Source organism: Pseudomonas sp. XS1P51, assembly GCF_054897845.1.
The window spans coordinates 4,399,192-4,421,116 of the sequence record NZ_CM142707.1; the positions used below are offsets into that span (position 1 = coordinate 4,399,192).

The 21,925-nt window shown below is 61.4% G+C and carries 20 protein-coding genes; 10 read left to right on the forward strand and 10 right to left on the reverse strand.

Annotated elements, in window-relative coordinates:
- Positions 1-29: 29 nt before the first annotated feature.
- The 4 genes from ACYZUD_RS20570 to ACYZUD_RS20585 are packed head-to-tail and all read right to left on the reverse strand — an operon-like array spanning position 30 to position 2,320.
- On the reverse strand, positions 30-587 hold the full coding sequence (locus tag ACYZUD_RS20570) for a DUF4136 domain-containing protein (protein ID WP_462019887.1): 558 nt from the start codon (positions 585-587) through the stop codon (positions 30-32).
- A 54-nt stretch (positions 588-641) separates the two neighbouring features.
- Entirely contained in the window at positions 642-1,256 is a 615-nt protein-coding gene (locus tag ACYZUD_RS20575) for a DUF4136 domain-containing protein (RefSeq protein WP_462019888.1), read from the reverse strand.
- 12 nt (positions 1,257-1,268) lie between these two features.
- The gene (locus tag ACYZUD_RS20580) at positions 1,269-2,018 is read right to left on the reverse strand and encodes a methyltransferase domain-containing protein (protein ID WP_462019889.1); all 750 of its coding nucleotides are present in this window, start codon (positions 2,016-2,018) and stop codon (positions 1,269-1,271) included.
- Positions 2,018-2,320, reverse strand: a complete 303-nt coding sequence (locus ACYZUD_RS20585; RefSeq protein ID WP_007951009.1) for a MazG-like family protein — start codon at positions 2,318-2,320, stop codon at positions 2,018-2,020. Before ACYZUD_RS20585 ends, ACYZUD_RS20580 begins: the two co-directional genes overlap by 1 nt.
- 277 nt (positions 2,321-2,597) lie before the next feature.
- Between ACYZUD_RS20585 and ACYZUD_RS20590 the strand changes: the two genes are divergently transcribed.
- Together ACYZUD_RS20590 and ACYZUD_RS20595 are read left to right on the forward strand one after the other, a co-directional pair.
- The gene (locus tag ACYZUD_RS20590; RefSeq protein WP_462019890.1) at positions 2,598-2,891 is read left to right on the forward strand and encodes a hypothetical protein; all 294 of its coding nucleotides are present in this window, start codon (positions 2,598-2,600) and stop codon (positions 2,889-2,891) included.
- A 159-nt stretch (positions 2,892-3,050) separates the two neighbouring features.
- The gene (locus tag ACYZUD_RS20595) at positions 3,051-4,400 is read left to right on the forward strand and encodes an MATE family efflux transporter (RefSeq protein WP_462019891.1); all 1,350 of its coding nucleotides are present in this window, start codon (positions 3,051-3,053) and stop codon (positions 4,398-4,400) included.
- On the opposite strand, the gene ACYZUD_RS20600 is transcribed toward ACYZUD_RS20595, so the two are convergent.
- The 6 genes from ACYZUD_RS20600 to ACYZUD_RS20625 all read right to left on the reverse strand — a co-directional run bounded on the left by ACYZUD_RS20600 (position 4,394) and on the right by ACYZUD_RS20625 (position 11,145).
- Positions 4,394-5,179 carry a DUF4123 domain-containing protein gene (locus ACYZUD_RS20600; RefSeq protein ID WP_462019892.1) on the reverse strand — a complete coding sequence of 262 codons (786 nt, stop codon included), beginning with the start codon at positions 5,177-5,179 and terminating at the stop codon, positions 4,394-4,396. The two genes, ACYZUD_RS20595 and ACYZUD_RS20600, sit on opposite strands and share 7 nt — an antisense overlap.
- On the reverse strand, positions 5,176-6,498 hold the full coding sequence (locus ACYZUD_RS20605) for a contractile injection system protein, VgrG/Pvc8 family (RefSeq protein WP_462019893.1): 1,323 nt from the start codon (positions 6,496-6,498) through the stop codon (positions 5,176-5,178). The genes ACYZUD_RS20600 and ACYZUD_RS20605 overlap by 4 nt, the downstream gene beginning before the upstream one ends.
- A gap of 233 nt (positions 6,499-6,731) precedes the next feature.
- On the reverse strand, positions 6,732-8,645 hold the full coding sequence (gene speA / locus ACYZUD_RS20610; RefSeq protein ID WP_462019894.1) for an arginine decarboxylase: 1,914 nt from the start codon (positions 8,643-8,645) through the stop codon (positions 6,732-6,734).
- A 214-nt stretch (positions 8,646-8,859) separates the two neighbouring features.
- Positions 8,860-9,231 (reverse strand): translation initiation factor Sui1, encoded by a 372-nt coding sequence (locus ACYZUD_RS20615; RefSeq protein ID WP_462019895.1) that lies wholly within the window; start codon positions 9,229-9,231, stop codon positions 8,860-8,862.
- 273 nt (positions 9,232-9,504) lie between these two features.
- Positions 9,505-10,074 (reverse strand): NUDIX hydrolase, encoded by a 570-nt coding sequence (locus ACYZUD_RS20620; protein WP_462019896.1) that lies wholly within the window; start codon positions 10,072-10,074, stop codon positions 9,505-9,507.
- Positions 10,075-10,077: 3 nt separating this feature from the next.
- The gene (locus ACYZUD_RS20625; RefSeq protein ID WP_462019897.1) at positions 10,078-11,145 is read right to left on the reverse strand and encodes a DUF2333 family protein; all 1,068 of its coding nucleotides are present in this window, start codon (positions 11,143-11,145) and stop codon (positions 10,078-10,080) included.
- A gap of 288 nt (positions 11,146-11,433) precedes the next feature.
- Here ACYZUD_RS20625 and gcbA point away from each other — a divergent pair, with 288 nt between their 5' ends.
- The 8 genes from gcbA (at position 11,434) to ACYZUD_RS20665 (ending at position 21,874) form a co-directional block, all read left to right on the forward strand.
- Positions 11,434-13,104, forward strand: a complete 1,671-nt coding sequence (gene gcbA, locus ACYZUD_RS20630) for a diguanylate cyclase GcbA (protein WP_462019898.1) — start codon at positions 11,434-11,436, stop codon at positions 13,102-13,104.
- Between the two features lie 955 nt (positions 13,105-14,059).
- Entirely contained in the window at positions 14,060-15,103 is a 1,044-nt protein-coding gene (locus ACYZUD_RS20635; protein WP_462025082.1) for a methyl-accepting chemotaxis protein, read from the forward strand.
- Between the two features lie 145 nt (positions 15,104-15,248).
- Positions 15,249-16,988 (forward strand): protein-disulfide reductase DsbD, encoded by a 1,740-nt coding sequence (locus tag ACYZUD_RS20640; protein ID WP_462019899.1) that lies wholly within the window; start codon positions 15,249-15,251, stop codon positions 16,986-16,988.
- A 131-nt stretch (positions 16,989-17,119) separates the two neighbouring features.
- Positions 17,120-17,575, forward strand: a complete 456-nt coding sequence (aroQ, locus tag ACYZUD_RS20645; protein WP_462019900.1) for a type II 3-dehydroquinate dehydratase — start codon at positions 17,120-17,122, stop codon at positions 17,573-17,575.
- Positions 17,576-17,599: 24 nt separating this feature from the next.
- On the forward strand, positions 17,600-18,061 hold the full coding sequence (gene accB, locus ACYZUD_RS20650) for an acetyl-CoA carboxylase biotin carboxyl carrier protein (RefSeq protein ID WP_054044024.1): 462 nt from the start codon (positions 17,600-17,602) through the stop codon (positions 18,059-18,061).
- A gap of 17 nt (positions 18,062-18,078) precedes the next feature.
- Positions 18,079-19,437 carry an acetyl-CoA carboxylase biotin carboxylase subunit gene (gene accC / locus ACYZUD_RS20655; protein ID WP_462019901.1) on the forward strand — a complete coding sequence of 453 codons (1,359 nt, stop codon included), beginning with the start codon at positions 18,079-18,081 and terminating at the stop codon, positions 19,435-19,437.
- A 304-nt stretch (positions 19,438-19,741) separates the two neighbouring features.
- Positions 19,742-20,620 carry a 50S ribosomal protein L11 methyltransferase gene (gene prmA / locus ACYZUD_RS20660; protein ID WP_462019902.1) on the forward strand — a complete coding sequence of 293 codons (879 nt, stop codon included), beginning with the start codon at positions 19,742-19,744 and terminating at the stop codon, positions 20,618-20,620.
- A 30-nt stretch (positions 20,621-20,650) separates the two neighbouring features.
- Positions 20,651-21,874: a DUF3426 domain-containing protein gene (locus ACYZUD_RS20665; protein WP_462019903.1), complete on the forward strand. Its 1,224-nt coding sequence runs from the start codon at positions 20,651-20,653 to the stop codon at positions 21,872-21,874.
- Positions 21,875-21,925 lie beyond the last annotated feature (51 nt).

The following is a 21,925-nucleotide window of genomic DNA, read 5'->3' on the forward strand; positions in this document are numbered from 1 at the left end:
GGGTGATGTGGTGTTAGCCGATTCGGTGTTTATCGGGGTGGATAGTTGGCCAATACCCGCGCGACCGTTTCGCGTATCGCGATGCTGCGATCCGTCGGGTTCGGGCTGCGGCTGAGCATTTGCTCGTCACTGCCGCGCCACACCAGTTTGCCGTCCTTGCCGTCCAGCAGATCGATCTGGATCGTCGCAACTTTGTAGGTGACGTTGCGGGTTTCGTTGTACATCGGCCCACCCCAGTAACCGTTCCATGGGTTACCCCAACCGCCGCCGTAGTTAGTGGTCACTTGTTGCTGACGCTCTTCGACGATCAGGTAGGTCTGCACACTCAAGTCACCCCGGGTGCCGGCAGCGGCCGGACGCAAGCCACGCTGATCCAGTTGATCGGCAACCGACTGACGAACACGCTGCTCGGTCAGGTCGCTCTTGATCCGTGGGTCATCGGGGCGATATTGCAGGGCGGGCTCTTTCCAGCTCCAACTGCGGTAGGCGGCGAAGTCGCGACTGGCGTCAAAGTCATGATTGACCTGGTTGGAAGCGCAAGCACTGAGCAGCGCGGCCATAGCCAGTAAAGCGAGACGGCGGAACATGATTTTTCTCCGGTGGAAGACATGAACCTGCGGAATGCTTCTTAACTACAGAAGCTAACTAGGAGGATACGCCGACATTGCCTTTTCTACAGCCTCCCGTATTGCATCGGCTCGCTCGCTTTGGCTGCCCCGGTTGCTGGTTTCGGCGCTGGAGCTCCACACCGGTTGACCGCTTTGCGCGTCAAACATGTCAACCCGCACCACCACGACCTGTTCTTGATAAGTCCGAACGATCGGCACCGTGTTGTACATGCCGTAACCGCTGCCGTAGCGGTTGTAACCGCCATACCCGCCGCCGTAGTAACCGTAGTCGTCCCGGACCTGGCGCAAACGGGTTTCCAGGCGCAGATCGGCGCTGACAAACAGGTCGGCCGGGCGATTGTCATGCAGAGGGCGCAAGCCGCGTTGATCGAGGGCATTGCTGACGGCTTCGGCGACCTGCGCCGAATCGGCCCAGGCAGTGCCCGGTGGCAGCCGCCCGTTCAGCCAGGCCCAGCTGCGGTAGCGCCCGTAGTCACGCGGCGGGGCCGGGTAGGCGCTGCGGTCAAACGTGTTGGCCGCCTGAGGCGGCGCCGGCGGCAAAGGGTTAGAGGTTGCCACATACGGGTTGCTGCCCTGGCAGGCCGCCAACCCCAGACAGATCACCAGTAACCCTGAACGAGTTTTCATTTCGCGCTCCGATCAGACCGGCCGACAGATCCAGTGCAAGTAGCGCCCAAGCCCGGCAAAGCTTGGGTGGCGACGGTGGGCCAGCTCCATTTCCAGCAAGTCCACCAGTTCGGCGCGGGCCTGGAATTCCACCGGCATGTAATCGTGAAAAACACGCACCCCGCTCTGGGTTTCGACCTGCCACAAGCCCTCAAGTTGCGCCGCCAGTTCACGCGGATCGAGGGGTTGTTGCGGGGTCAGGCTCTGCTTCTCGCCGGCCATGTCGTTCTTGCGCATCTTGCGGAAGTGGCCCTTGAGCAGGTTGCGGTAGATCAGCGCGTCGCGGTTGTAGAAGGCCAGGGATAACCAGCCTTCGGGTTTCGTCAGCTGATGCAAAACCGGCAGGATCGCGTGGGGTTCGGCCAGCCATTCCAGCACGGCATGACACAGCACCAGGTCGTAGGGTTCGGTGAGCTGGCCGAGCAAATCCTGCCACGGTGCCTGAATGAACGTTGCCGTCTGCCCGGCGTCGGCGAAGCGCTGGCGGGCGCCTTCAAGCATCGGCTCGGCGGGTTCGGCCAGCGTCACGTCATGGCCACGCTGAGCCAGCCACAAGGACATATGGCCCAGACCGGCGCCGATGTCGAGTACGCGCAGCGGTCGATCCGGCAGGGTTTCCGCCAGGTCGGCCTGAAGCACGGCCAGACGGATCGCACCTTTGGCACCACCGTAGATTTTTTCGGCGAAACGGGTCGCCAGTTGGTCGAAATGACGGTCGCTCATCAGCTGAACCTCCGCTCGCTGTCGGCGAGCTTGCTGCGCACCACTTCATTCATGTCCAACCCCAACTCGCTGCACAGCAGCAGTAGATAGAGCACGATGTCGCCGACTTCCTGCCCGGCATGGGCAAGTTTGTCTGCCGGCAGCTGACGCGACTGGTCTTCGGTCAGCCACTGGAAGATCTCCACCAGCTCGGACATTTCCACGCTCGCGGCCATGGCCAGGTTTTTCGGGCTGTGAAATTGCCGCCAGTCATTGCGGTCACGGATGGCGTGCAGGCGTTCGGTCAGTTCAACAAGGTTCATCGGGCTCTCCTGAAGGCGTATAGCTTCGGGGGGATGGCCGGGGATGGCAAGTGTGTAGAGTTTGAGTGGCGGTACTGATTTTTTTGTGGGAGCACGCCTGCTCGCGATAGCGGACTGAAATTCAACATAGATGTTGCGTGACAAATTGCTATCGCGAGCAGGCTCGCTCCCACAGGTACGATGTGACTTCTATGCTTGTAGGGAACTCGCCACCGCGATCCATGGCCCAAGGCTCAGACCCGGCAACCACGCCACCACTTTCATCAAGGACGCCCACATGCAGGTAGAAAGTTTTTTCGAATGGCTCGGCCAGGCACTCGGTTCGATCATCCGCTTTATCGTTGACGGCCTCAGTGGCCTGTTCAATCTGCTGAGCCATGCCGGCAGCAATTTTGTCGAAGGCTTGTCCCGTGCGCTGGGCATGGACACGTCGATCATCAGCATCATCGCGCTGATCCTGGGGCTGATGCTGTTGTGGGCGGCGATTCGGGCGTTCATGAGTGCGTCGATCATCATGGGGATTATCTGGTTGCTGCTGGGGCTTTGGCTGTTGAGCTGGATAATCCACTGACACCGCCATCCCCTGTGGGAGCGAGCCTGCTCGCGATAGCGTCGGCACATGCGGCATTACCTTGGCTGACACACCGCTATCGCGAGCAGGCTCGCTCCCACATTGGATCGCTGCCATTTCGAATGTGTCGCTACAATGCCCGCTCCCCAAGGAGCCTGCATGTCCAACCTGATCGCCGACTGGCGCGACCGCCCGACCCATCGCCGGGTCTGGGCGCTCGCCGCGCCCATGATTCTCTCGAACATTTCCGTACCGCTGGTGGCGCTGGTCGACAGTACGGTCATCGGCCATCTGCCCCATGCCCATCAACTGGGCGCCGTCGCGGTCGGGGCCAGTCTGTATACCTTTCTCGCCTGGGCCATGGGGTTTCTGCGCATGGGCTCCACCGGTTTCGCCGCCCAGGCTGCGGGGCGCGGGGATGGCGCGGCGTTGCGGCAGATTTTGCTGCAGGGTCTGTTGCTGGCCATGGGGCTGGCCATTGTCCTGGGCGCACTGGGCGTTCCGTTGAGCGGTGTCGCGTTGCACTTCATGCAACCCTCGGCGGAACTGGACCAACTGACCCGCGAATTCTTCCACACGCGGCTGTTCGGTCTGCCGGCGGCGCTGGCCAGTTACGCACTGGTCGGCTGGTTCCTCGGCACCCAGAACGCGCGGGCGCCGTTGGCGATTCTGCTGAGCACCAACCTGGTCAACATTGCCCTGAACCTGTGGTTCGTCCTCGGGCTGGAATGGGGCGTGGTCGGCTCCGCCCGGGCCTCGGTGATCGCTGAATGGACCGGCGCGCTGATCGGCCTTCTGATGACCCGCAAGGCCTTGCGCGCCTACCCCGGCCACATCGCCTGGGCCGCGCTGGCGCTGTGGCAGAGCTGGCGACCGCTGCTGGCGGTCAACCGCGACATCTTCATCCGCAGCCTGGCGCTGCAATCGGTGTTTTTCCTGATCACGGTGCAAGGCGCGCGACTGGGTGATGCCACCGTCGCCGCCAATGCGCTGCTGCTCAACGGTTTGCTGCTGACCGCCCATGCCCTGGATGGACTGGCCCACGCCGTCGAAGCCCTGTGTGGACACGCCATCGGCGCTCGCGACCGGGAGGCGTTGCGTCGCTCCCTGGTGGTGGCATGCGGTTGGTCGTTGCTGGCGAGTCTGGGCTTTGCCGTGTTGTTCCTGTTCGCCGGGCACCTGTTCATCGAGATGCAGACCGACATTCAGAGCGTGCGCGACACGGCGTTCGTCTACCTGCCCTACCTCGCCGCGCTGCCGCTGATTGCGGTCTGGAGTTACCTGCTCGACGGGCTGTTCATCGGCGCCACCCGCGCCCGGGAAATGCGCAACGGCATGCTGTTGACGGTGGTTCTGCTGCTGCCGTTCGCCTGGGTGCTGCAGGGTTTTGGCAATCACGGACTGTGGATAACCTTCCTGCTGTTCATGTTGCTGCGCAGCCTGACCCTTGGTGTGTTTGCCTGGTTGCTGCGCAGGAACGATGGCTGGCTCGCAGGTCGGGTTCATTGAGCCTGATTGTTCTGCCACAGACGGCGCAGGGTATCGAGACGCTCCTGCTGCGTACGCCCCGATAACGGCTGCACCAGCGAAGCGCGGGGGTACTGCAAGCGTAGCCATAACCAGCCGTCGAGCACCGGGCGTTCGCAGAAGCCCAGCGCCAGCCCTTCCTGCACGTGGGACCACAGGCGGCTGTAATCGGTGCCGGTGGAGCGGCTCCACTGCCAGGCATGCTGCTCCAGCAGGCAGGTTTGCAGTTTTTCCCGCTGACGCGGGCTGAGGCTTTCTTCGACCGCCAAAGGGCCGACGGCAAGCCCCGGATTGATCAATTGCTGCCAACCCTGGCTGCCGATTGCGCGGTCGGCCCAGGTCCCGCCGAACCAGCATAACTGGCTGATCGGCCCCAGCCACCGACTCAGCTCCGCGGCATCACAGGCATCGAAAAAATAGCTGGCCGTGTTGGGGTTGTAGTAACTCAACAAGGCCCGATGATGCAGCCCGAAAGAGACCGTGAGCATGCGGCGCAAATGCGCCAGCAACTGCGACGACGACGCCTCGCTCACCATCAGCAAACCCCGCCAGCTGTGCGCTTCGCTATGGCACAACCCGGCCAGCGTCGGACACGCCCGAAGGTCGACCAGGGCCGGTCCGTGTTCACGCAATGCATGCAACTCCGTACCTTCGAACAACCAGAACCACGGGACCGACCCAAACGTCTGTTGCAGCGTCTCCCCCGCATGAGGAGCTCCCGGTACATCCAGCAATAGCCATTGCGGGGTCACGGCAATCATGCCGCACCGCTCTGACCGAACCGCGTCGCCGCCCGGCAGGCGCAGAAGGCCTGCGCGCAATGGTTGAAACTGCCACCGCCAGGCAGCAGACACAGCAACATCAGGGGCTCGCCCGACCGCAGTAACCCCAGCAAGCCATCGGGGTCATCCGTCGCCAAGGTGGGCGGCGGGTCGAGTGCCTCGGCCACGTCGACGGACGATAGGGAATGCAGCAACCCGGTGATCAGCGGCTGATCCGGGTCACCCTCGATGAAGCTCACCACCACCTCGGTGCCCTCACTGAACTGCGAGACCGTTGCACCGCACAACTCTGCAGCCAAGGGCAGCCAACAATGGCTGGGCGTCGCGCCCTCCCCCTGATAGAGCCAGTCAAACTGCACGGCAACCGGTCTGGACGGATCGGGGCGCAACTCATCGACCTCGACCACCCAGGCCCGTTGCAGGCTGTGCATCCTTGGTTTCGCCGTCGAATGGGGCGAGAGCAACGGCATCTCCCAGTGGTTGGCGCGGATCTGATTGCTGTAGGGGGCCAGTGGATCCTGGCTCCCCTGATGCTCGACATGGGTCAGCAGCCAGAGATGATTCCACTCGGCAACCGGATGGCCGGTCAGCATCATCCGCTGGCCACTGCGCAGTGTCGGCAAGTCTGTACGACCTTCGGCACTCTGCGCGGATCGTTGCCCTGCCTGAAGCTGGAACTGCCGCACCGCCGGTTGCTCGCTCTCGACCTGGAAGACCGCAGTGTCGCCGAGGCGTAAATATCGCTGATCATCACCGAAGACCACGCAATGCCCGCGTGCGTGGTGGTCGAAGTGGTAGTGAAGCCCTTCCTGGGCGCACAACCGCTGGAGAAATTGCAGATCCGATTCCCGGTACTGCGTACAGAAATCACGGGGTGGGTAATCGCCACTGAGTTCAAAGCGCCGGTCATTGCCGGTAATACCGTGTTCCTTGAGCACCTGGCTCAGGATCTGCGGCACCGAACGAGCGCTGAAGATTCGCTGGCTCATGCGTTGGGAAAGGCAAGTCAGTTTCGGCCCCAAGCGCACGCGGCAGAGTCTGACCGTCTGGCCGTGGTCACGCTGGACGAGCTCGTACAATTGTCCGTGGACGCTGTGTCCCGCTGGCCCGAAATGCAAAAAGGCCGGACGGTACAGCAGGCTGGAAAGGTCAAGTGTCGGGTCTTCGATCAGCAGATCCACGTCGAACGCAAAAGGCTCGCTGATGGCTTCTCTACCGGTAAAGGCCAGTACCTCAAAGGGATCGGACAGACCTGCTACATCCAGACGAAATGAAGGCTCGTTGACTGGATCGAACATCGGCGATTCTCTACAGGAGGGGCGGCCGGGGATTCTCGCTGAGAGACATGGCCGAGTAGAGTGCCGAAGTACAACTTAGGAAATGGCCTACGCGAAAAGAAGACCATATGGCTTTGATAGCCGGGAGTGTTGGTAATTTCGCTTGGAAAAAGAGAGCCGTCGCACCAGGTCATCTGAAATTTCCGCAGCATGCGGAACATTTTCAGACAACCCGGTGAGACCGGCGACTTACCTCAAGAAGACAGGTAAGACGAACGGGTCAGGCCCAGACGCAGCGCGTCGAGGAACTGGGTGCGTTCGGCGGCGGTGATGCGGGCACTGGCGCACTTGTCGCGGTAGTGGGTCATCAACTCTTCCGGTGACAAGTGCACATAACGCAGCATGTCTTCGATGGTGTCGTGGGTTTCGATACCCGCGTGGTACACGCTGCCGTCGGCATTCTGGTAGATGTTCACCGAGTCGGTGTCACCGAACAGGTTGTGCATGTCGCCGAGGATTTCCTGATAGGCGCCGACCAGGAAGATACCCAGCAGGTAGTCTTCGCCTTCGTTCAGTGCGTGTACCGGCAAGCTGGTCTCGATGCTCTGCTCGTCGACGTATTGCTTGATCTTGCCGTCGGAGTCACAGGTCAAATCCTGCAGCACTGCACGGCGCAGCGGCTCTTCGTCGAGACGGTGCAGCGGCAGGATCGGCAGCACCTGGCCGATGGCCCAGGTGTCCGGCAGGCTCTGGAATACCGAGAAGTTGCAGATGTACTTGTCGGCCAGCTTGTCATTGAGTTCGTCGAGCACCTGACGGTGGGAACGCTGGCGGGCTTTCAACGAGTTGTGCAGGCGACGGCACACCGCGAAATAGCATTGCTCGGCCAGGGCTTTTTCGGCCAGGGTCAGCTTGCCATCGGCGTATTGGGTGGCCACGTCGCTCATGTAGTGGGTGGCGCGCCAGTAGGTCTCGGTGACCATCTCGATATCGGTCGGACCGAGCAGGTCAACCAGCCACTGCACGGTTTCCGGCAGCTCTTCCTTGTTGTCGATCTTCGGCACGTCGTCGTTGTGTTTCTCGACGTCGGTCACCTGCACCACCAGCATGGCGTGGTGGGCGGTCAGGGAACGGCCGCTCTCGGAGAAGATGTTCGGGTGCGGCAGGCTTTGCGCGTCGCAGAATTCCTTGAGCATCCCGACCACGACACCGGCGTAATCGTCCATGTCGTAGTTGATCGAACTGGCGTTGCGCGAGTGCGTACCGTCGTAGTCGACACCCAGACCGCCACCCACGTCGATGTGGTCCACCGGCAGGCCGAGGTTACGCAGTTCGCCGTAGTAACGAATCGCTTCCTTGAAACCGTGCTGGTAGTCCGCCAGGTTGGCGATCTGCGAACCCATGTGGAAGTGCAGCAGACGGATGCCCTGATCCAGACCGGCGGCGCGGAAACGCTCGACCACCGACAGCAATTGCGCCGCCGACAGACCGAACTTGGATTTCTCGCCGCCGGTGTCCGCCCACTTGCTCGAGGCCAGGGACGAAAGACGCACGCGCAGACCAACCTGTGGCTTGACCTTGAGCGCCGCCGCTTCTTCGATCACCAGACCGACTTCGGATTCTTTCTCGATCACGATGAACACGTTGTGGCCAAGCTTCTGGCCCATCAGCGCCAGACGGATGAACTCGCGGTCCTTGTAACCGTTGCAGACGATGGTGCCGCCCTTCGGCGCCAGCGCCAGTACCGCCAGCAGTTCCGGCTTGGAGCCGGCTTCCAGGCCGATGGAAACGTCTTGGGTGGCAATGATGTTTTCGATCACCGCCTCTTGCTGGTTCACCTTGATCGGGTACAGCGCGGTGTATTTGCTCTGGTATTCCAGACGCTCGATGTTGGCATCGAACGCGCCGGTCAACTGACGCACGCGGTCTTGCAGGATATCCGGGAAACGCACCAGCAATGGCAAGGACAGGCCGCTCTTGCGCAGCTGGTCGACTTGCTCGAACAGGTCGATAGGCGAACTGGTCGGACCGTTCGGACGAACTTCGACGCGACCGGCGTCATTGATCGCGAAATACCCGGCCCCCCAATGGCGAATCCCGTAAACACTGCGGCTGTCCGCAACTGTCCATTGGCTGCCATCGTCTTTGCGTGTGCGTCGTACGGACATTGAAGTCCCCTATAAAGAAGTCATAGAGCGTCGCCTGGGTTCAGGCCGGCGCAGTCTAAAGGATGAAAATGACGGTTCGTCAACGAGGGGATAGACCTCGCTGACCGCAGTGAGTTTAGAAACCGGTCAGAACAGGCTCTGTGAAAACCATGTAGGCGATGCCAGACCTGCTGCCAGGACCGGATCAAGCCGAGGGTGGTTTTCACAGAGGCTGCTAGCCGCCGGACTTCTTGGCCTTGAAACCGTGTTTGATCAGCTCGGCCAAGAGTAGCTCGACATGATCGCCCTGGATTTCGATGATCCCGTCTTTCAACGCCCCACCCGTGCCGCAACGTTTCTTCAACGTGGTGACCAGGTCCTTGAGCGCGTCTTCAGCCAACGGCACGCCGGTGATGGTGGTCACCGTCTTGCCGCCACGGCCCTTGCTTTCGCGACGCACGCGAGCGATGCCGTCGCCGGCCGGGATAACGGTCTGTTTGCAGATACAGGCGTCCACCGGTTTACTGCAATCCGGGCAATGACGACCTGCGTCGGTGGAAAATACCAGGCCACCAAGGGCGGCGAAGGATGCGGCTTTTTTGGCCACCGGCAATCCTCTTGGGAGGACAAAGACTGGTCGCGGCAGCCTGGGCAGGCGCCATCGACCGCGAAGCCCCACTCAGGCAGGGGCAGCGCTACTGAAACGGTACAACACTGTGTATGCGTGTAGGAGCTGACGAGTGCAACGAGGCTGCGATCTTTTGATCTTTATTCAACGGCAAAGTCAAAAGATCGCAGCCTCGTTGCACTCGTCAGCTCCTACAAGGTCGCGCAGTGTAACGGCAAAAACGCCGATTGCTAAGAGCCAATCGGCGCCAATTTATAGCTCTTTTGCGACGTCCGGCCCACGGGCGCGAAGATAGCGCTTCAACGCGGCCAAAGAGTCCGGGCAGTAAGGCTTCTGCGTGATTTCCAGCATGACCTGATCGATGGGGATAAAGCGCGCTTCAAGCACTTCCTCCGGTTGCAGGATCAAGGGGCCGTCCCACACCGCCGAAAACGCCGAACACCAGAGTCGGTTACCGGTGTCTTCAAAGAAAAAGTGATCGTGGGCGACCAGCTCCACGCCGCTCACGCCCAGCTCTTCTTCGAGCTCGCGAGCAGCCGATTCGGCGTAGGTTTCGGTGGCGAGCACCATGCCGCCCGCCGCCACGTCCCAGTAACCCGGATAAATCGCTTTGCTCAGGGTGCGCCGATGCACGCAGAGTTCACCGGCGGAATTGAACAGCATGATGTAGGTACCGCGACCGATCAGCCCACGCTCGCGCAGGTCGGAACGGACCAGGGCGCCGAGCAGGTTGTCCTGCTCGTCGACCCAGGCGATCTGTTCAGCATCCGAGGCCGCGCGGTGGGCGGCCTCCCGCATGTTATCGACGGAGCTATCAACCATGACTCAGCCCTGATTGAGCAACTGACGCAAATCGATCACTGCAGCGTTGGCCCGCGAGATGTAATTGGCCATGACCAGCGAGTGGTTGGCCAACACCCCGAAACCGCTGCCGTTGAGGATCATCGGGCTCCAGACCGGCTCTTGCGAAGCCTCCAGCTCACGAATGATCTGGCGCACGCTGACCGTGGCGTTTTTCTTGGCCAGTACATCGGCGAAGTCGACTTCAATCGCGCGCAGCAGGTGGGACAAGGCCCAGGCCTGACCGCGAGCCTCATAGAACACGTTGTCGATCTGCATCCACGGGGTTTCGACGATTTCTTCGTCAACCTGTGGCACCTGACCGAGCGGTGGAACTTCGGTTTTCAGCGCGGTATTGAGTTTGACCCGGCCAACGCTGGCCGACAGCCGTTGCGACAGCGAACCCAGACGAGTTCCGACGTCACCCAGCCAGTTATTCAGGTTGTCGGCGCGAGCATAGAACAGCGCGCTTTTCTGACTCGGATCGGACAAACGTGCCTGATAACGGCTCAGGGAGTTGATGCCTTCCTGATACTCGGACTCACTGGACGGCAGCACCCAGCTCTTGTTGTCGAAGTTGAAACGCGGCTCGGCCTTGGCGAGGTCGGCGTCTTCGGCGGACTGCGACTGGGAGCGGGCGAAGTCTTTACGCAACGCACGGCTCAGGTCGCGGACCTGGACCAGCACGCCATATTCCCAGCTCGGCATGTTGTCCATCCACAGGCCCGGCGGGAAACGGTCGTTGGAAATATAGCCACCCGGCTTGGTCAGCAAAGTACCGGCGACGGTCTTGAGGGTTTCGACCGTGGTGTAGCCGATGACCATCTGCTTGCCTTCTTTCTCGGCAGCCACCTGGGCATTCTGTTGAACCGGGAACAGCGCAGGTTCCTGGCTCCAGTACCAGCCCAGCGCAATGGCAACGAGCAGGTAAAGGCCGATCAGAGTGGCCAGCGCCCGGCTGAACAACAGGCCGCCAAAGTAACTGCGGGTGGCCGATTTCGGTTCAGCGGCACGTTCGGGCGCGCTGCCCGCGCGGTTCTTCCAGTCCAGCATGGCGATATCCTTTCAATCACTTGAGTTCATCGGTTCGACCACAACCCTACGCCATCGTGCCTCGTTTGCCGCGCATTAAATCCGGCGAAAACGCCAAGCCATGCAATGACCGCGATCGAGCGGCCACTATAAATGAAGCACAGCCGCCAGCCTATCCGACCGGCCGGTCAGAAACTGAATGAGGTCGCTTTGCAGATTATTGACGTACGACACTCATGCGATTGAAAAGAGGTGCTAGCATAGAGCCACCAGTCGATCTCAGCATGCACCCTAACTAGTAGTCAGGATATGACCGAGCCAGAAGACCCCAGCCGTGAGCGCCTCAAGCACCACTTTGCCCAGCGGGTAATTCATCAGGCACGTCAAATTCTTGAGATCTGGCAACGCCTGCAACGCAGCGAGTGGTCCACCACCGATTTGTCGGAACTGAGCGAGGCCAACCTGCGCCTGCTGCGTTTCGCCGAGCGCTTCGAGCAACCGGAACACACCCAGCTGGCGCGGCACATCGGCCAGTCACTGGAGGCTGTCGACGCCAATCGCGGACGCCTGAGCAGCGGACTGATCACCGACCTCAATCGCCTGATGCAGCGCCTGTCGCGCACTGGCCTGCGCCACGGAGATCAGCTCGAACAAACTTTTCTGCCACCGCTGCGCAAGCCGATCTACGTGATGCTGCAGGATCACGAACGCGCCGAACGCCTGGCCAAACAACTTGAATTCTTCGGGCTCAGCGCCCAGCCCCTCGACAGCGTAGCCGCGTTTCGTTCCTCGATGATCGAACGATTGCCCGCGGCGATCGTCATGGACGTGGACTTCAGCGGCGCCGGCATCGGCCTGAAACTGGCCGCCGAAGCCCAGGAAGGCCTCGATCATCAATTGCCGCTGTTGTTCTTCAGCCTGCACGAAACCGACACCCCGACCCGCCTCGCCGCCGTGCGTGCCGGCGGCCAGGAATTCCTCACCGGCACCCTCGAAGCGTCGAGCCTGCTGGAGAAGATCGAAGTCCTGACCTGCGTCGCCCAGTACGAGCCGTATAAAGTGCTGATCATCGATGACTCCCGCGCCCAGGCGCTGCACACCGAGCGCCTGCTCAACAGCGCCGGGATCGTCACGCGGACCTTGATCGAGCCGATCCAGGCCATGGCCGAGCTGGCGGATTTCCAGCCGGACCTGATCATCCTCGACATGTACATGCCGGCCTGCACCGGCACCGAACTGGCCAAGGTGATCCGCCACAACGACCGTTACGTCAGCGTGCCGATCATTTACCTGTCGGCCGAAGACGACCTGGACAAGCAGCTCGACGCCATGAGCGAGGGCGGCGACGACTTCCTGACCAAACCGATCAAGCCCCGGCACCTGATCACCACCGTGCGCAACCGCGCGGCACGGGCGCGCAACCTGAAAGCGCGGATGGTCCGCGACAGCCTCACCGGGCTGTACAACCACACGCATATCCTGCAATTGCTCGAAGACTGCAGTTTCCGCGCCCGCCGCGAGTGCAAGCCGTTGAGTTTTGCGATGCTCGACATCGACCACTTCAAACGGGTCAACGACACCCACGGCCACCCGATGGGCGACCGGGTGATCAAGAGCCTGGCGCTGTTCCTCAAGCAACGCTTGCGCAAGACCGACTACATCGGCCGTTACGGTGGCGAAGAATTCGCCATCGTCATGCCGGACACCGATCTCGAATCAGCCTACAAAGTGCTCGATGAAATTCGCCAGCGCTTTGCCGAAATTCATTACCCGGCTCAGCCCCAGGACCTCTGGTGCACCTTCAGCGCCGGGGTGGTGGAGCTGTGCGAAAACTCCGACGGCCTGCTGATGGCCAGTCAGGCAGACGAAGCGCTGTACCGCGCCAAAGACGCCGGACGCAACCGCGTGCAGGCCGCGCGGACATCAAAGCAAAGTGCCACTTTTTCATCGGAATCGACCCAGTCGGTCATAACCCTGTAACACAAACGCAATAACTTCAGGCGCTTACCATTCTGCCGTTGGTAGACCCGCGATGCGCCTGAAGCTGCTGACCAATCTCAATACCCTCCTTTTAGTCGCCGTGTGCGTGGCTCTCGGTGCCACGCTTTGGTGGTCGCAAAAAGCCCTGGAACGCCCCTATCTATTGATGGAGCGTTACCTGGGCCTGTCCCAGCAGTTTCAGAACGAAGTGGCACGCAACGTCGAGGATTACCTCGGCAGCGGCGATGCCCTGCGCTTGAGCAGCGCCAGCCAGGCCATCGAAAGCCTGCAAAAGGAACTCGGTGAATTGCCGCCAGCATTGGCCGAAAGCTTGCGCCCGAGCCTGTCGAACCTCGAAGAATTCAGCAAAACCGACCTGCTGGCCGCCGGCAAACTCGCCGGCGACCCGCAAGCACTGCTGCTGCAAGCCGAACGCGAACTCGGCGCCAGCCTCGATCAGCTCAGCCAATACGCCAGCGGCAACGCGACTTATCTGACGCCATTACTCGCCGCCTCTCAGCACCTGGGCAAGTTATCGCTGGCCCGGGACAAACTGGTCAGCAGCGGTCGCAGCGAACTCGCAGTGGATGTCGAACGTGAAGTCACCAACATCCGCACTCAAGCTGAGCTTCTGAACGCCTTACCGCTACTGGGCGTTACCAGTAAAAGTGAATCGGGCACGGACGATTTCGCGGCGATGATGGGCCTGGAGAACACCGAAAAAGCCGTTGCCGAAGACGCTGGCGTCGGCCTCAAGCGTGAACTAAACAGCCTGCTCACGCGCTACCCGGCCGAACTGACACGCACCCGCGACCAGATCCAGAAACGTGCCGACCTCAGTGCCGCGACTCACCTGAAAATCACTGCCGTGCAGCAGGCCATCGCCGGACTGGAACCGGTGGTTCGTGCCCAGCACGGGCAGATCCAGGGCGAAGTGCGACTGATGCAAGGGGTGATGATCGGCCTGATTCTGTTGATCGCATTGCTCATCGACACCTTGCAGCGACGCCTGGCCCGGACGCTGACCAACCTGGCGCCGGCCCTCTCGACCTGGGCCGAGGGCGATTTCAGCCGGGACATTGAACTGGGCAAGACCAATCGCGAACTGCATGACATTCAAGCCTCGCTCAACCGCCTGCGCGCTTATCTGGTGGACCTGGTGGGGACCATTCGCCTCAACGCCGAACAGGTCGCCGGCAGCAGCCGCACCCTGGCCGAGTTGAGCAATGACCTGCACAGCGGCGCAGAGCATCAGGCCGGTGACACGGCACTGATCCGCGATTCGCTCGGTGAACTGGAGGCGACCATTCAACAAGTTGCCGGCGATGCCAGCCAGGCCGCCGATGCCAGTCGCCATGCCGGGCTGGCGGTGGAACATGGGCAGAAAGTCATCGGTTTGAGCCTCACCGGTCTGCATGCGCTCGTGGGTGAAGTGCAGGGCAATGCGCAGATGATCGAACACTTGGCCGAAGAATCAGCGACCATCGGCGGCGTGCTGACGGTGATCCGCTCGATTGCCGACCAGACCAACCTACTGGCCTTGAACGCCGCCATCGAAGCCGCCCGCGCCGGGGAAATGGGCCGGGGGTTTGCGGTAGTGGCCGAAGAAGTTCGCTCACTGGCGCAACGCACCGCCGGCGCCACGGCAGAGATTCAGACATTGATCGCCGGCCTGCAAACGGCCGCGCGGCAATCGGTGGAAGGCATGCGCGCCCAGGTCGAGCACGCCGAAGCAACCGCCAATCAGGCGCAGGCTGCCGACGGTGCGCTGGATAAAATCGTCGGGGCCATCCGGACCATTTCCGACACCGCCGTTCGCATCGCCGATGTCACCGCCCAGCAGAGCGGCGCCGTCAGCGAAATCCGTGATCACAGTGAGAGGATTCACCAGTTGGGCGGGGATAACCTGCAGCGCATTGGCCAGGGGCGTGAGCAAGGGGAGCATTTGTTGGTATTGGGTGGGCGATTGCATACCGCCGTTCAGGCATTCCGCGTCTGACAGACCGTCATCGCGAGCAGGCTCGCTCCCACAGGGTCATGCGTCCTTGTGGGAGCGAGCCTGCTCGCGATGGCGTCAGAACCCCACCCTGCACACCCCGCCGCCGTCCGCTATCATGCCCTCACTTTCGATACGCGAGATTGTCATGCGCCGTTTGCTTTGCCTGCTGCTTTTAGTGCTCGCCCTGCCGGCCACCGCCGCCGGGTTGCTGGAGAGTCGCCCCAGCGCCACCCTGGGGTCGATCAACAACAGCGCCGATTTCCTGCCGGTGCGCGAAGCTTTTCAGCTAAGTCTGGTAGAAAGCACACCGCAATCGATCAAGCTGCGTTTCGTCGCCACCGAGGGTTACTACCTCTACCGTCATCGCTTTCAGTTTCGCGCCGACCCGTCCGATGTTGGCCTGGGCGCCGCGCAATTGCCCAAGGGCGAACAGAAACACGATGAATACTTCGGCGATGTCGAGGTCTATCACGGGATTCTCGATGTAGAGCTGCCGCGCACCGATCAACGCACCTTCACGCTGGCCGTGACTTACCAGGGCTGCGCCGACAAAGGCCTGTGTTATCCGCCCGAGACCGAGCGCCTGAGTATTGAGGGCAGCGGAGCCGCCACTACTTCGTGGAGCTGGCGCGAACTGGCGCTGTTCTTCCTCGCCGGCCTGGGCCTGACCTTCACACCGTGCGTGCTGCCGATGCTGCCGATCCTCTCGGGCGTGGTGTTGCGCGGCCAGGTCGGCGGCTTGCGCGGGTTCAATCTTTCCCTGGCTTATGTGCTGCCGATGGCCATCTGTTTCGCCCTGCTCGGTGCCTTGATGGGGATGTTCGGCGCGCAGCTCAATCTCCAGGCGCGCCTGCAATCGGCATGGGTGCTGGTGCCGTTCGCGATGTTTTTTGCGCTGTTTGCCTTGGCGATGTTCGGCGTCTTCGAACTCAAGCTGCCTCACGCCATCAGCAGTCGGCTGGACCGGATCGCCGGTCGCACCGAAGGCGGTTCGTTGTGGGGCGCCGCAGTGCTGGGCGTGGTTTCCAGCCTGCTGGTTTCGCCCTGCGTATCGGCACCGCTGGCCGGCGCGCTGCTGTACATCAGCGCCAGCGGCGATGCTCTGGGCGGCGGTCTGAAATTATTCATGCTCGGCCTCGGCATGGGCGCACCGCTGTTGCTGGTGGCCACCGGAGGAGCCGCCTGGCTACCGAAAAGCGGACCATGGCTGGTCTACGTAAAAAACGCGATTGGCGTGTTGTTGCTGGGATTGGCGATCGGTCTGCTCAGTCGAGTATTGCCGGGCCAGATCACCTTGCTGCTGATCGGCTTGCTGGCCGGTGGCGTCGGCTTGTTCATGGGCGCACTGGAGTTCGTCTACAAGCCGCCGAGAAAACGCCTGGGCCAATTGCTGGGGATGTTCCTGCTGTTTTACGCACTGGCCTGTTGGTACGGCGCCTTCAGCGGCCAGACCGACCCGTTCAATCCGATTGGCCAGCCGCGCCTCGCGACCAGTAACGAACAGCCGCAAAGCACCAGCGACTGGCAAACCATCAGCACGCCGGCCGAGCTGGATCATGTCCTCGCCGAGGCCAAAAACTCCGGCACCCCGTTGCTGCTCGACTGGTACGCCGACTGGTGCATCAGTTGCAAAGTCATCGAACACCAAGTGCTCAACGACGCCAAGGTCGTCGAACACCTCAAGGGCTATCGGCTGATCCGCTTCGATATCACCGCCAGCAACGCCGAGCAACGTGCCCTGCTGGACCGCTACAAACTGTTCGGCCCTCCGGCGCTGATGTTTTTCGGCAAGGACGGCGTGGAACAGGCCGATGTGCGAGTGATCGGCGAGATCAACGCCACGGACTTCGCCGAACGTGTCGCCAAAGCAAATGACCGGATTTAATCACTCGGTCACATATTTCGCGCAAACATCGGCCATCGTGCTGGCTATTGCATAGAACTGGACAGTCACAAAGGCTTTGCGGCATAGTCGCCGGGTTCTGACAACTGCACACAGATAACAAGGAACAGCAGATGGCGACCCTATTGGTTCTGCACGGCCCCAACCTGAATATGCTCGGCACCCGCGAACCGGGCGTCTACGGGGCGACCACCCTGGCGCAAATCAACCAGGACCTGGAACGTCGTGCCCGTGAAGCCGGCCACCATTTGCTGTACCTGCAAAGCAACGCCGAGTACGAATTGATCGACCGCATCCACGCTGCCAGCAGCGAAGGTGTGGACTTCATTCTGATCAACCCAGCAGCTTTTACGCATACAAGTGTCGCATTACGTGACGCGCTGCTGGCGGTGAGCATCCCATTCATCGAAGTGCATTTGTCTAACGTGCACAAACGCGAACCTTTCCGCCATCACTCTTACTTCTCCGACGTAGCGGTGGGAGTGATCTGCGGCCTTGGCGCCAGCGGTTATCGACTGGCCCTGGAGGCCGCCCTGGAACAGCTTGAACAACAAGCTAAACGCCCCTGACCGACCCTTGGGAGTTGATGATTCATGGATATCCGTAAAGTTAAGAAACTGATCGAATTGCTGGAAGAGTCCGGCATCGACGAGCTCGAGATCAAGGAAGGCGAAGAGTCCGTACGTATCAGCCGCCACAGCAAGACCCCGGCTCAGCAGTACTACGCACCGGCTCCAATGCACGCTCCGGCTCCAGCGCCTGTCGCTGCTGCCCCGGTTGCCGCCGCTGCCCCTGCTGCTCCGGCCGCACCTGTTCTGAACGGCACCGTTGCCCGTTCGCCTATGGTCGGCACCTTCTATCGCAAATCTTCGCCAAGCTCGCCGTCCTTCGTTGAAGTCGGCCAGACCGTGAAGAAAGGCGACACGCTGTGCATCGTAGAAGCCATGAAGATGATGAACCACATCGAAGCTGAAACCAGCGGTGTGATCGAATCCATCCTCGTCGAAGACGGCCAGCCGGTTGAGTACGACCAACCGCTGTTCACCATCGTTTGAACCGCGGAGAGCCTTTGATGACTGCGAAGTTGGAAAAAGTTCTGATCGCCAACCGCGGTGAGATCGCCCTGCGGATCCTGCGCGCCTGCAAAGAGATGGGCATCAAGACTGTCGCCGTTTACTCCAAGGCCGACAAGGAACTGATGCACCTGGGCCTGGCAGACGAATCCGTCTGCATCGGTCCGGCATCGGCCGCCCACTCCTACCTGCACATTCCGGCAATCATCGCCGCGGCTGAAGTGACCGGCGCTACCGCCATTCACCCAGGCTACGGTTTCCTTGCGGAAAACGCCGACTTCGCCGAACAGGTGGAAAACTCCGGCTTCGCCTTCATCGGCCCGAAAGCCGACACCATTCGCCTGATGGGCGACAAGGTATCGGCCAAGCACGCCATGATCGCTGCCGGCGTTCCAACCGTTCCGGGTTCCGACGGCCCGCTGCCTGAAGACGAAGAAACCGCTCTGCGCATCGGTCGCGAAGTCGGTTACCCGGTGATCATCAAAGCCGCTGGCGGTGGTGGTGGTCGCGGCATGCGCGTTGTGCATAAAGAAGAAGACCTGATCTCCTCGGCGAAACTGACCCGCTCCGAAGCGGGCGCGGCGTTCGGCAACCCGATGGTCTATCTGGAAAAATTCCTGACCAACCCACGTCACGTGGAAGTCCAGGTGCTTTCCGATGGCCAGGGTCACGCAATCCATCTGGGCGACCGCGACTGCTCGCTGCAACGCCGTCACCAGAAGGTCCTCGAAGAAGCACCGGCACCGGGCATCGACGAGAAAGCTCGCGCAGAAGTCCTCGCACGCTGCGTCAAGGCTTGCATCGACATCAACTACCGTGGCGCGGGTACTTTCGAGTTCCTGTACGAGAACGGCGCGTTCTATTTCATCGAAATGAACACCCGCGTTCAGGTTGAGCACCCGGTTTCGGAAATGGTCACCGGCATCGACATCGTCAAGGAGATGCTCAGCATCGCCGCTGGCAACAAGCTGTCGTACACCCAGGATGACGTGGTTATCCGCGGTCACGCGCTGGAATGCCGGATCAACGCCGAAGACCCGAAAACCTTCATGCCGAGCCCAGGCACGGTCAAGCATTTCCACGCTCCAGGTGGCAACGGCGTTCGCGTCGATTCGCACCTGTACAGTGGCTATGCCGTTCCGCCGAACTACGATTCGTTGATCGGCAAGCTGATCACCTACGGCGCAACCCGTGACGAAGCCATGGCGCGCATGCGCAATGCGCTGGACGAAATCGTTGTCGACGGGATCAAGACCAACATCCCGCTGCACCGCGACCTGGTCCGTGATGAAGGCTTCTGCAAAGGTGGAGTCAACATCCACTACCTGGAACACAAGCTGGCTGGCGACAAGCACTAAGCTTTAGCCCGACCAACAAAGCCGCCCTCGGGCGGCTTTGTTGTTTCTGGACATTTCATCCGATCTATTGCCATGCCCACCCTGTGGGAGCGAGCCTGCTCGCGATGGCGGTGGGCCGCTGACGACGATGCTGAATGTGCCGACCTCATCGCGAGCAGGCTCGCTCCCACAAGTATCGGTGCCATTCAGGACCGTGCGGTGGAAGCAGGTCATGCCACTCCCACAAAACCTCCGCGCTCGCGTAAACTTGCGCGCTTCTCGCAGCCCGCTAGGCTGCAATCAATATTTTTCAAAGGTGCCCGCCATGCCTTGGCTGCAAGTCCGTCTCGCCATCAGCCCAGAACAAGCCGAAACCTACGAAGACGCTTTCCTTGAAGTGGGCGCCGTGTCGGTGACCTTCATGGACGCCGAAGATCAGCCGATCTTCGAGCCGGAACTCAACACCACGCCGTTGTGGTCCCACACGCACCTGCTGGCCTTGTTCGAAGGTGGCACCGAAGCCGCCAGCGTGCTGGCCCACCTTGAATTGTTGACCGGTAGCCCGCTGCCCGAGCATCACAGCGAAGTTATCGAAGACCAGGACTGGGAACGCAGCTGGATGGACGGTTTCCAGCCGATGCGTTTCGGCCAGCGCCTGTGGATCGTCCCGAGCTGGCACGCGGCGCCCGAGCCTGACGCCGTGAACCTGCTGCTGGACCCGGGCCTGGCGTTCGGCACCGGTACGCACCCGACCACCGCGCTGTGCCTGGAATGGCTCGATGGCCAGGACCTGAAAGACTGCAACGTGCTGGACTTCGGCTGCGGCTCGGGGATTCTGGCGATTGCCGCCCTGCTGCTGGGCGCCAAGGAAGCCGTCGGCACCGACATCGACGTGCAGGCGCTGGAAGCCTCCCGCGACAACGCCGGGCGCAACAACATTGCCGAAGCGCTGTTCCCGCTCTACCTGCCGGAAGATCTGCCGCAGGTTCAGGCCGATGTGCTGGTGGCCAACATTCTTGCCGGCCCGCTGGTTTCCCTGGCGCCGCAACTGTCCAGCCTGGTCAAGCCGGGCGGCCGTCTGGCGCTGTCGGGCATCCTCGCCGAACAAGGTGAAGAAGTGGCCAAGGCCTACGCTCAGGACTTCGAGCTGGACCCGATCGCCAATCGCGATGGCTGGGTGCGCATCACCGGCCGTCGGCGCTAGAATGAACGCCTGCATAAACCGGATCGCCGCATGACCGACAGCTTCGTCACCCAGTGCCCGCATTGCCAAACCAGCTTTCGCGTCAGCCATGCTCAGTTGAGCGTGGCCCGTGGAGTGGTTCGTTGCGGCTCGTGCTTGCAGGTGTTCAACGCCGCCAAACAGTTGCTTGAGCAACGGGTCGGCAAGGAAGCGGACACGCCGGTTGCTCCGGCCATTGTCGATACGCCGGAGCCGGAGCCTCGGGCCATCAGCCAAAAGCAATGGACCGCCGCCGAGCTGGATCTGGACAGTCTTGACCTGGACGAAGAACTCGCCCGGCTCGAACAACGGGAAATCCAGCCGACCACCGAGTTCGGTCGGCACCGCGAAGACAGCCTGAGTGCCCGCCGGGATTCCACCGAGCACGACGAAGAGCCGTGGTCCGACAGCCTGTTCAGCGAGTCGGCCGCCGATCGCGCGCAGGTGGTCGAAACCACTGTCACACCTGAACCGATGATCGAGACGGGCATACTCGCGCGCACCGAACCTTCGCTGTCCCTGGAGCCTGTCGAGCTGGACGACGAAGAGCCGCCTCAACTGCGCCTGAACGATCCACTCGACGCCCCGATGCATCACGAACGCCTGTCGGCGACCGACGAAATCGACGACGACCTGCCCTCGATCGAGCCCCTGCGCAAGCGACGTGAACGCAGCGAACCGGCCGTACGCGCCGAGGTGCTGCTGGACCTGACCGACGACCCGCTGCAACTGGACTGGCAGAAACGCCGCTCCCCCTGGGGTCGCCGGTTTTTCTGGTTGCTGCTGATTCTGCTCGGTGCCGGTGCTCTCGCCGGCCAATACATCGCCTACCACTTCGACGAGCTGGCACGTCAGGACCAGTACCGGCCGTGGTTCCAGCAGTTTTGCCCGCAAATCGGTTGCACCGTACCGTCGAAAGTCGACATCGCGAAAATCAGAAGCAGCAACCTGGTGGTCCGCAGCCATCCGGACTTCAGTGGCGCCCTGGTGGTCGATGCGATCATCTACAACCGCGCCCCCTTCTCCCAGCCCTTCCCGCTGCTGGAGCTGCGCTTTGCCGACCTTAACGGTCACTTGATCGCCAGCCGTCGCTTCAAGCCCGGCGAGTACCTCAGTGGCGATCTTGAAGGCATGGCCGAAATGCCGCCGCAAACACCGATCCACATCGCCCTGGACATTCTCGATCCGGGCGCCAAAGCGGTGAACTACAGCCTGAGTTTTCATTCGCCTGAGTGAATCGATTCACTGATCCCGGATTGACGACGGTTTTCTGACTTTGCCCACCGG